Consider the following 10,308-nt stretch of genomic DNA (forward strand, 5'->3'; position numbering starts at 1 on the left):
ATGAAGGCTTTTCTGGGTGGTCAGGAGGGGCTGGACTACTTCAAGGCGGTGGGTGACCAGGCGCAGTTGGTCGCGGAGTTCACGCGGAAGTCGGCCTTCGACCAGGTCGCCACGCACCTGGTGCTGCCCGCCGCGGTCCTCGGCATCACCCAGATGCCGTGGTTCTTCCTGTACGTACGCCAGGGCGTCGGCGACGCCCTCGACGAGGACCCGGTACGCGGCGCCCGCGCCCGGGGCATCGGCGAGCGGACCGTCCTGCTGAACCACGCCCTGCGCTCCGGAATGCTCCCGATGCTCACCCTGATCGGCTCCCGGGTACCCGAACTGATCACCGGCGCCCTGCTGGTGGAGACCGTCTTCAGCTGGCCCGGTATCGCCGCCGCCACCGTCCAGGCGGCCACCTCGGTGGACTTCCCCCTGCTGGCCGCCCTCACCGTGCTGGCGACCGCAGCGGTCCTGATCGGCAATCTGCTCTCCGATCTGCTGTACGGACTCGCCGACCCGAGAGTGGGCTTCGATGGCTGACGTCGTCTGGCATTCCCGCGGCCGCACCCGCCGCTCCACCCGCACCGTCCGGGTCACCGTGTCGGCGGTGATCGTCGCGGCCGTCGTCCTGGCCGTCCTGATCGTGCCGCCCGTCGTCCAGCTCGACGAACAGGCCGTCGACCTCTCGCAGAAACTCCAGCCGCCGTCCCTCGCCCATCCCTTCGGCACCGACGACGTCGGCCGGGACCTGCTGCTCCGCTCCGTGTACGGCCTGCGGATCTCCCTGCTCGTCGGCGTGGTCGCGGCCCTGGTGGCCACGGTCGTCGGCACTCTGGTGGGCGCCGCGGCGGCCGCCTTCGGCGGCTGGGCCGACCGGATCGTGATGCGGCTCGTCGACACCTTCTCCTCGGTACCGCATCTGCTGCTGGGCATCTTCGTGGTCGCCATGTTCCGGCCCGGGGTGTGGCCGGTGATCGCCTCGGTGGCCGTCACGCACTGGCTGTCGACGGCCCGGATCGTCCGCTCCGAGGTGCTGTCGCTGCGCTCGCGCCCGTATATCGACGCGGCCGTCTCGGGCGGCGCGTCCCGGTGGCGCGTCACCACCCGCCATCTGGTGCCCGCGGTCCTCCCGCAGGCGGGCCTGGCGGCGGTGCTGATGGTGCCGCACGCGATGTGGCACGAGTCCGCGCTCTCCTTCCTGGGGCTCGGCCTTCCCTCGCACCAGGCCAGTCTGGGCAATCTGATCCAGACCGCGCGGGGTTCGCTGCTGGCGGGCGACTGGTGGCCGACGCTCTTCCCCGGCCTGTTCCTGATCATCCCGACCCTCGCGGTGGCCGGCCTGGCCGGCGCCTGGCGGGAACGGATCAACCCCCGCAGGCGATCGGAGCTGATGTTGTGAGCGACGTGAGCGATGTCAGCAACGTGAGCGACGTGAGCGACGCGCGCGCGGCCGGTGTGGGTCGTGGAGCGGGTGGTGGGGGCCGCGCGGGCGGAGCGGCGAACGGAGCCGATGCCGTGAGCGACGCGCCCGCGGCCGCCGTTCCCGCACCCGCACCCGCACCCGCAAGGCCCGTATCCGCGGGGCCCGCGCCCGCCGGACCCGTCCTGGCCGTACGCGATCTGTCCGTACGGTTCCGGATGCGCGGCGGCCGCCATATCGCCGCCGTCAGCGGCGCGAGCTTCGAACTGGCCGCGGGGGAGTGCCTGGCCCTGATCGGCGAGAGCGGCTGCGGCAAGTCCGTGCTGGCCTCCGCGCTGCTGGGGCTGCTGCCCGGCAACGCGCAGACCGCGGGTACCGCGTCCGTCGCCGGGACCGAGCTGCTCGGTGCGGACGAGCGCACCCTGGCCCGTACCGTACGGGGGCGCCTCGTCGGACTCGTACCGCAGTCGCCCGCCGCCCATCTGACGCCCGTACGGACCGTCGGCGCCCAGATCGAGGAGACGCTGCGCGAGCTGACCGGGCTCTCCCGCAAGGCGGCCCGGGCGGCGGCCGTCGCCGCCGCCGGACGCGCCGCCTTCCCCGCGGACCATCTGGACCGCTACCCCCACGAGCTTTCCGGCGGGCTGGCGCAGCGCGCGGCCACCGCCCTGGCCCTGATCGGTGACGCGCCCCTGCTGATCGCCGACGAGCCGACCACCGGACTCGACCGCGAGCTGGTCGACCGGACCGCCGACGAACTGCGCCGCCACACCGACGACGGCCGGGCCCTGCTGATGATCACGCACGATCTGGCGGCGGCGGAGCGCATCGCCGACCGGGTGGCCGTGATGTATGCGGGCCGGATCGTGGAGCTGACCGGCGCCCGTGACTTCTTCGGCGGGCCCGGCCCCCGCCACCCGTACGCCCGCGGGCTGCTGAACGCCCTGCCGGACCGCGGCTTCACCGCCGTCCCCGGGCTGCCGCCCGAACTGGGGGACCTTCCCGAGGGCTGCGCCTTCGCCGCCCGCTGTGACCGGGCCGGTGAACGCTGCGACGTCCGGCCCGTGTTCACGGACGGTCTCGCCTGCCATCACCCGGTGACGCCGGAGGGCATACCGGCCGCCGTCACGGAGGAGGCCCACCGTGCTTGAGCTGACAGCCGTCACCGCGGGGTACGAGCGGGGCGTCCCCGTCGTCCGGGACGCGTCCCTCTCCCTCTCGCCCGGCGAGGCCGTCGGGCTGCTCGGCCCCAGCGGCTGCGGGAAGTCCACCCTCGCCAGGGTCGCGGCGCTGCTGCACCGGCCCTGGTCCGGCGGGGTCGTCCTCGACGGCGTGCCCGTCCGGGGCTGGCGGCACGCGGCGCCCCGCGGGCAGCGGACCGCGATCGGTGTGGTGTTCCAGCAGCCCCGGCTCTCCGCCGACCCCCGGCTGACCCTCCACGATCTGATCGCCGAACCCCTGCGGGCCACCGGCCGCCGCGCCGAGGTGCCGGACCGAGTTGCCGAGCTGGCGCCCGCCGTGGGGCTGACCGCGGATCTGCTGCGCCGCCGCCCGCACGAGGTCAGCGACGGGCAGCTCCAGCGGGCCTGTCTGGCCCGTGCCCTCGTGCTCCGGCCCCGCTGGCTGGTCTGCGACGAGATGACCGCGATGCTCGACGCCTCGACCACCGCCGCGCTGGTGGCTGTCGTCGAGGATTACCGCCGGGAGTCCGGCGCCGGTCTGCTGGCCGTCGGGCACGACAAGGTACTGCTGGAGCGCTGGTGCGACCGGACCGTGCACTGGGACGACGTGGCTCCGGCCGGGGCGTCCACCGGCTCCGTACGCGGTGAACGGAGCCCGGCGGGGCGCTGAACACTCCCGCGGCGCCCTCCCGCGGCGGCCCCGGTCCGCCGGATACTCGGATGTCCCGCACATCCGCACCGCCCGGTCCGGCCGGGCGTTCGCAGAACCGGAGGTACACCGTGCCGACCACCCGTCGCCGTGCCGTCGGAACCCTCGCCGCGGCGCTCGCCGCCACCGTCGCCGCACCGGCGGCCGCCCACGCCGCCGGGAACGGAGGACGCCCCCGTCCCGGGGGCCGGATCCGCCCGCTGCGGCAGGCCCACGCGCACAACGACTATCTCCACCCCCGACCCCTGCACGACGCCCTCGCCCACGGGTTCACCAGCTTCGAGGCGGATGTCTTCCTCGTCGGCGGCGATCTGCTGGTCGCCCACACCCCGGCCGAACTCGACCCCGCCCGCACCCTGCGCTCCCTCTATCTGAACCCTCTGGCCGAGCGGATACGCGCCAACGGCGGCCGGGTGTACCCCGGCCACCGGCGCCCGGTGCAACTGCTGGTGGACATCAAGTACGACGGGGTGAACTGCTACCGGGAACTCGACCGCCAACTGCGGGAGTACCGAAGGATGTTCAGCCGCTGGTCCCACGGGAGGGTCCACCCCGGTCCGGTCACCGCCGTGGTCTCGGGGGACCGGACCGCCCGGCCGGAGATGGCCGTTCAGCGGCGGCGGTACGCCTTCTACGACGGGCGGCCGGACGATCTCGGCGGCCCGGCGCCCGCCTCCTTCATGCCCCTGGTCTCCGGCAACTGGAACCACAGCTTCAGCTGGCAGGGCACCGGGCCGTTCCCGGCGGCGGAGCGGGCCCGGCTGCACGGTCTGGTGGACACCGCCCACGAGGAGGGGCGGCGGATCAGGTTCTGGGCGACACCCGACACGGCCGGCCCGGCCCGGGACGCCGTCTGGACCGAACTGCTCGACGCGGGGGCCGACCACATCAACACCGACGACCTGGCCGGTCTGGAACGGTTCCTGCGCGCCCGGGCCGACGGCTCCCGCTGACGGGACCGCGCCTCCGGCCGCCCAACCACCCGTCCGGCGGACATGCCGGAAGGCCGTACGGGACCTCCGCTGCGCCAGACTGGCCGACGAAAGCCGCAAATTGGGCGCGGCGGAGGAGGTTGGCGATGGTCGTGTCGATGTCGGTACTGCTGCTTCTGGTGATCCTGGCGGTGGTCTTCCTGCGCAACGGCGGACTGAAGTTCTCCCATGCGCTGGTCTGCGCCCTGCTCGGCTTCTTCCTCGCGGGCACCAGCATGGCGCCCACCATCCACGAGGGCGTCGCCGCGACCGCGGAGGTCGTGGGCAGTCTCCAGCCCTGACGGCCGCACCACCCCGGCGGCACCGGCGCCCGCCCTCTGGAACCGGCCTGCGCGCCAGGCGAGTTCACCCGGCGGGCCCGCCCTGCGGCGTATGCGGCGGACGTGTCCGGGCCGGGGCCTCGAAGCGGCGCCGACTCCGCTCCGGGGCTCCGGCCCGGTGACGGCGGCCGCCCGGAGGTGGTGGTGGGCGGCCGCCGGATCGCACCATCCCCTGGCGCTCTCCCGCCCGGAACGGCCCGCGCCCGCCGAGGCCGTGTTCCCCTCGGAGAGCCGCGGGCTGCCGGACGAGCGGCTAGTGAACCGCCCGCGAGGTTGCGGTGACGTTGCGTCCGGTGCGCCGGACGGGCCGTGAACGACCCCGCACACGTCGGCGGACGGGCCGTGAACGACTGTGCACGGCCCGCCGGACGGCGACCCGCCCCGGCCGTCCCCGTCCGGCCCCGCCCGATTGCCGTGACGGCAGACCGCCGCGCTCCTCCCGTGGCACCCTGGGACCCGGCCGTACGCCCCCGTCCGGTGCGCCGAACCGAACCGGACCGAGCCGGAAGGGTGATCAGCGCCCGATGTACCAGTTGTCATGGTTACCGCACTCCCCGGCCGCCGGTGAGCGGCCGGACCGGCCGGATCCCGCGACCGGCCCGGAACCGGTCGTCCACCGGGACCTCGCCGCCCTGTGCGCGGCCGCCGCCGAGGGCGCCCTCGGCCCGGGAACCGCCGCCGCCGAGATCCGTACGCCCGGATACGGCGGAGCCGCCCGGCTGGCGGACACCGTGGCGGAGCACCGTTCCCTGCTGCGGAAATGGCTGGCGGATCCGCTCTCCGCCGGCCGCCGGCTCGCCCTGATCACCCGGGGCGCGGTCGCCGCCGCGCCCGGTGAGGACGTGAGCGGCCCCGCGGCGGCCGCCGTCCGGGGCCTCGTCCGCGCCGTCCAGTGCGAACACCCCGGACGGTTGCTGCTGATCGACACCGACGGGACCGGCGCCTCCCTGCGGGCGCTGCCCGCCGCGTCCGCCGGTGACGAACCCGAACTCGCCCTCCGGGACGGGCGCGCCCTCGTCCCCCGGCTGACCGAGTACCCCGCCCGGCCGCCCGCCGCCGCGCCGGTTCCGCTCGACGCGGCCGGGACCGTACTGATCACCGGCGGTACCGCCGCGCCGGGCGTCACCATCGCCCGGCACCTGGCCGCCCGCCACGGCGCCCGCAGACTGCTCCTCACCCGCCCCCGCGGCCCGGAGACCCCCGGCCTGTCCGGGCTCGCGGCACAACTGCGCGGCCTGGGCGCCGAGGTCACCGTCACCGTCTGCGAACCCGGGGACCGGGCGGCCCTCGCCGCGGTCCTGGCCGCCGTCCCGGAGCGGCATCCGCTCACCGCCGTCGTTCACGGGGAGGGTGGCTTCCCCGGTGCGGACATGGCACGCCACCTGCACGAACTGACCCGGGATACGGCCCTGTCGATGTTCGTGCTCTGTCCTTCCCCGGACGGTGTCGTCGCCCGCCCGGGCCATGAGGCCGCGGCGGCCGCCGGAGCCTTTCTGTCCGCCCTGGCGCAGCACCGCCGGGCCGTCGGACTGCCGGCGACCGCCCTCGTCTGGGACTCCTGGAGGCAGCCCGCCGAAGCCGGGGAGGGGGAGGACTCGGGCGAGGGGGAGAGCCGGACCGTACCCGGTCACCCCGCATTCCGGGCGCTCACCGCCGACGAGGCCCTTGCCGGTTTCGACACCGCGGTCGCCGCCGGGGAGGCCCTGCTGCTGCCCGCTCCGCTCGACCCGGAAGCCGTACGGCACCACTACCGGGACGGCGGACTCCCGCCGGTCCTGCGCCATCCGGCCGCCCGTCCTGCCCCGCCGGAGCCGCCGCCCCTCGCTGAGCTGGCCCGGTTCGAGGAGGCCATGACGGTCGTTCTGACCGACCGGGTACAGCGGACGGCGGTCGCCGGACGCCTCCAGGCGCTGGTGCGGAAGGTGACGGACTACCGCATCGGGCCACCGCACCCGGCCCCCTCGCCGCCCGCCGCGGAGGGCGGCGACCCGGACGCGTCCGGTGGGCCGGACGGTGCGCACGGCCGGCGCGCGGCGGAGCACGGGAAAGCGCCCGACACAGGCGCGGACCACGACACCGCGGACCACGGCACCCCGGACCACGGCACTCGGGATCATGGCACCCCGGGCGGCGGCTCCCCACGGCACGGCTGACCCCGCCCGAACCGGCCGACGGCGGGCCCGGTAAAAGAAGAGATGCACCGTAATCAGCCCGCCATAAGCAAGGATTGATTACGGCCAAGCGCGGCCGAATCCGGAAGGGCGAGTTGCACTTGTTCGCCGCGGAGCGGTTATGATCACGGCATGATTACGGAGCGGCCCGCCATTGGTATGCCGCGGCCCCGGGAATTACGGGGACCGCGGCATCTGGTGTGGCTCGTGCTCCTTGTCATCGGGCTGGTGTTCGCCCACGGGGTGAACCGCGAAAGCCCCCTCCCGCACACCGTGGGCACCGGAGCAGGCGCCCACGGCGCGTCCGCCGTCGTCGCCCCGGCCACCGCCGTGCCGCCGACGCCGCAGCGCCCGGCCGCCGCTTCCCAGGACACCCACGCCGGACTTCCGGCGCACTCCGACGGCTCGGTACACCCGGCCGAACGCTGCATGCCCGGCCAGCCGCAGCTCAACAGCGGTACCCAGAGCCCCGGTTCGGGCCCGCCCGCGCCCGGCGCCGTCCGTGACCTCACCGCCGCCGGTGCCGCGTACGACGGCGTCGGCAGCCAGGGCGCCGCGCCCCGCTGCGCCCCCGTGACGGGCATCCTCCGCATCTAGGCCGCCCTCTCGGGAACTGCCGCCCGGACGCCCCTTCCCGGCCCCGCACGGCCGCCGGCCTCCGTGGCACGCCCGTACTCCTTTCACCTTCCGGCCGTGACCGGCGGGCCCTGCCCGCCGTATCCGCCCGGCCCCGGAAATCCGGCAGCCGCACCGGGCCATTCGCCCGATCCCTGCCGCCGGAAACCTTTCCGTCCGGGAAAGCCTTTTCCTCCGGCCGTAATTTCCGCACCGGAGAATTCACCTTCCCCGCGCCTGCGGAACCGTGCGCCCAGTAATTCCGCGCGCCCCGGGTCGCACCCCCGCCCGCCGCTCCCGCATGCCCTGATCCGGACCGACGCCCGGGTGTGCCCGGAGCGCGGCCGTGCCGTGCCGCCCCGGGCCCGGAACCCCTGTTCCGACGAACGAAAGCACTTCACCATGACCACCTCCCCGCCCTTCGGCACCACCCGGCCCACCGGCACCGGAGCCCACGCCGGGCCCGACGCCCGTACCGCGCTCTCCGGACTGGTCGGCAACACCCCCCTGCTGCGGGTCACCGAGCCCTTCACCTCCGGCGACCGCGGCTTCTGGGCCAAGCTGGAAGGCTTCAACCCCGGCGGCATCAAGGACCGGCCCGGGCTGTACATGGTCGAACGCGCCCGTGCCCGGGGCGAACTGCGCCCCGGCGGCCGGATCATCGAATCCACCAGCGGCACCCTCGGCCTCGGACTCGCACTCGCCGGAATGGTCTACGGACACCCCGTCACCCTGGTGACCGACCCCGGCCTCGAGCCGTCCATGAACCGGCTGCTGACCGCGTACGGAGCCGAGGTGGACACCGTCTCCGAACCGCATCCCAGCGGCGGCTGGCAGCAGGCCCGCCGCGACCGGGTCACCGCCCTGACCGCCCGGCACCCCGGCTCCTGGTGCCCCGACCAGTACAACAACCCCGACAACACCACCGCGTACACCCCCCTCGCCCTGGAGATCGCCGCCGAACTCGGCCAGGTCGACGTCCTGGTGTGCAGCGTCGGCACCGGCGGCCACTCCGCCGGGATCTCCCGGGTGCTGCGGCAGCTCTACCCCGGGCTGAAACTGGTGGGCGTGGACACCGTCGGCTCCACCATCTTCGGACAGCGCGCCCGGCCCCGGCTGATGCGCGGACTCGGCTCCAGCATCTACCCCCGGAACGTCGCCTACGAGCACTTCTCCGAGGTGCACTGGGTCAACCCGGCCGAAGCGGTCTGGGCCTGCCGGACCCTGGCCGCCTCCCACTACGCCACGGGCGGCTGGAGCGTCGGCGCGGTCGCCCTGGTCGCCGGATGGCTCGCCCGCACCCACTCGCCGCACACCCGGATCGCCGCCGTCTTCCCCGACGGCCCCCAGCGCTATCTCGGCACCGTGTACGACGACGACTACTGCGCCGCGCACGGGCTGCTGGCCGGACCGCCCGCCGCGGAACCCGAAACCGTGGGCCGCCCGGACGAGAAGCCGGTCACCCGCTGGACCCGCTGCGCCACGGTCCTCGACCCGCTCGCCCTCGACGGCGGGAGCGCGGACCGGTGACGGGCACGCTCGGCGCCTTCCGCTCCCACGAACGCAGCGTCCAACTGTTGATGGTCAACCAGTTCACCATCAACCTCGGCTTCTACATGCTGATGCCGTATCTGGCCGTCCATCTCTCCGGCTCCCTCGGACTCGCGGGCTGGGTGGTCGGACTCGTCCTCGGGGTCCGGAACTTCAGCCAGCAGGGCATGTTCCTGGTCGGCGGCGCCCTCGCGGACCGCTACGGCTACAAACCGCTCATCGTCGCCGGGTGTCTGCTGCGGACCGCGGGCTTCGCCGCGCTCGGCGTGGTCGACTCCCTGCCCGCACTGCTTGCGGCCTCCGCGGCGACCGGGCTGGCGGGTGCCCTGTTCAACCCGGCGGTCCGGGCCTATCTGGCGGCGGACGCGGGGGACCGGAGAGTGGAGGCGTTCGCCCTCTTCAACGTCTTCTACCAGGCCGGAATCCTGCTCGGCCCGCTGGTCGGGATGGTTCTGACGGGCGTGGACTTCCAGCTGACCTGTCTGGTGGCCGCCGGGGTGTTCGCCGTACTGAGCGTCGTCCAGATCCGTTCGCTGCCCGCCCGCCGAGGCGAGACCGCCCGGCCGGACGAGGCCCCGGACGGCGGGTGGCGCACGGTTCTCACCAACCGCCGCTTCCTGCTCTTCTCGGCCGCCATGACCGGCTCCTACGTCCTCACCTTCCAGGTCTATCTCGCCCTCCCGCTGGAAGTGCGGCGGATCGGCGGGGACGGCGAATTCGGTACGGTCGCCGTGGCGCTGCTCTTCGCGCTCTCGGGACTCTCCACCATCCTGTTCCAGCGCCGGGTCACCGACTGGTGCCGCGAACACACGGAGCCGGGCCGGGCGCTCGTCGCGGGGCTGGCCGTGATGGGCGCGGCCTTCGTCCCCCTCGCGGTGGCCGCGGCGCTGCCGGTACCCGGCGGCGGCCCGGGGCGCGCCGCGCTCGCCGTCGTACCGGCGGCCCTGGCCGCGCTGCTGCTCGCGCTGGGCACGATGATCGCGTACCCCTTCGAAATGGACACCGTCGTCCGCCTCGGCGGGGAGCGCCGCGTCGCCACCCACTACGGGCTGTACAACACGATCTGCGGTATCGGGATCACGCTGGGGAACCTGCTGACCGGCGCCGCCCTGGACGCGGCACGTGACGCCGGGCTCCCCGCGCTGCCGTGGCTGGTGCTGACCGCGGTCGGCCTCCTGTGCGCGCTGGCGCTGCACGCCCTGCACCGTACGGGACGCCTCACGGCCCCCGCCCCGGCGGCGGCCCCGGGGTGAACCGGCCCGCGGGCGCCGGGCGGAGGGCCCGGCCATGGAGGGCACCGGCTTCCTCGGCCAGGCCGCGGAGAACGTCTACCACCTGGAGAAGGACGACTACTCCCTGGTCGG

The 10,308-nt window shown here is 74.6% G+C and carries 10 protein-coding genes; all 10 read left to right on the forward strand.

What is annotated here, in order from left to right:
* Positions 1-525, forward strand: a 525-nt coding sequence (locus ACWDR0_RS33585) for an ABC transporter permease (RefSeq protein WP_456355616.1), incomplete at its 5' end; no start/stop codon positions are given.
* Positions 518-1,384, forward strand: a complete 867-nt coding sequence (locus ACWDR0_RS33590; RefSeq protein WP_456355617.1) for an ABC transporter permease — start codon at positions 518-520, stop codon at positions 1,382-1,384. The genes ACWDR0_RS33585 and ACWDR0_RS33590, both read left to right, overlap by 8 nt.
* 239 nt (positions 1,385-1,623) lie before the next feature.
* Positions 1,624-2,556, forward strand: coding sequence for an ABC transporter ATP-binding protein (locus ACWDR0_RS33595; protein ID WP_456355625.1), 933 nt, complete (start codon positions 1,624-1,626; stop codon positions 2,554-2,556).
* Positions 2,549-3,256, forward strand: coding sequence for an ABC transporter ATP-binding protein (locus ACWDR0_RS33600; RefSeq protein ID WP_456355618.1), 708 nt, complete (start codon positions 2,549-2,551; stop codon positions 3,254-3,256). The genes ACWDR0_RS33595 and ACWDR0_RS33600 overlap by 8 nt, the downstream gene beginning before the upstream one ends.
* 110 nt (positions 3,257-3,366) lie before the next feature.
* A complete protein-coding gene (locus ACWDR0_RS33605) occupies positions 3,367-4,248 on the forward strand; it encodes a phosphatidylinositol-specific phospholipase C/glycerophosphodiester phosphodiesterase family protein (RefSeq protein ID WP_456355619.1) in 882 nt (293 codons plus the stop codon).
* Positions 4,249-4,373: 125 nt separating this feature from the next.
* The gene (locus ACWDR0_RS33610; RefSeq protein ID WP_456355620.1) at positions 4,374-4,568 is read left to right on the forward strand and encodes a hypothetical protein; all 195 of its coding nucleotides are present in this window, start codon (positions 4,374-4,376) and stop codon (positions 4,566-4,568) included.
* 563 nt (positions 4,569-5,131) lie between these two features.
* Complete coding sequence (locus ACWDR0_RS33615) at positions 5,132-6,760, forward strand: beta-ketoacyl reductase (protein ID WP_456355621.1); 1,629 nt, start codon at positions 5,132-5,134, stop codon at positions 6,758-6,760.
* Positions 6,761-6,985: 225 nt separating this feature from the next.
* Positions 6,986-7,375: a hypothetical protein gene (locus tag ACWDR0_RS33620; RefSeq protein ID WP_456355622.1), complete on the forward strand. Its 390-nt coding sequence runs from the start codon at positions 6,986-6,988 to the stop codon at positions 7,373-7,375.
* 420 nt (positions 7,376-7,795) lie between these two features.
* On the forward strand, positions 7,796-8,923 hold the full coding sequence (locus ACWDR0_RS33625) for a PLP-dependent cysteine synthase family protein (RefSeq protein ID WP_456355623.1): 1,128 nt from the start codon (positions 7,796-7,798) through the stop codon (positions 8,921-8,923).
* Positions 8,920-10,197: an MFS transporter gene (locus ACWDR0_RS33630; protein WP_456355624.1), complete on the forward strand. Its 1,278-nt coding sequence runs from the start codon at positions 8,920-8,922 to the stop codon at positions 10,195-10,197. The genes ACWDR0_RS33625 and ACWDR0_RS33630 overlap by 4 nt, the downstream gene beginning before the upstream one ends.
* The last annotated feature ends 111 nt before the right edge of the window (positions 10,198-10,308 follow it).

The sequence above is a fragment of the Streptomyces sp. NPDC003691 genome, from assembly GCF_053981115.1.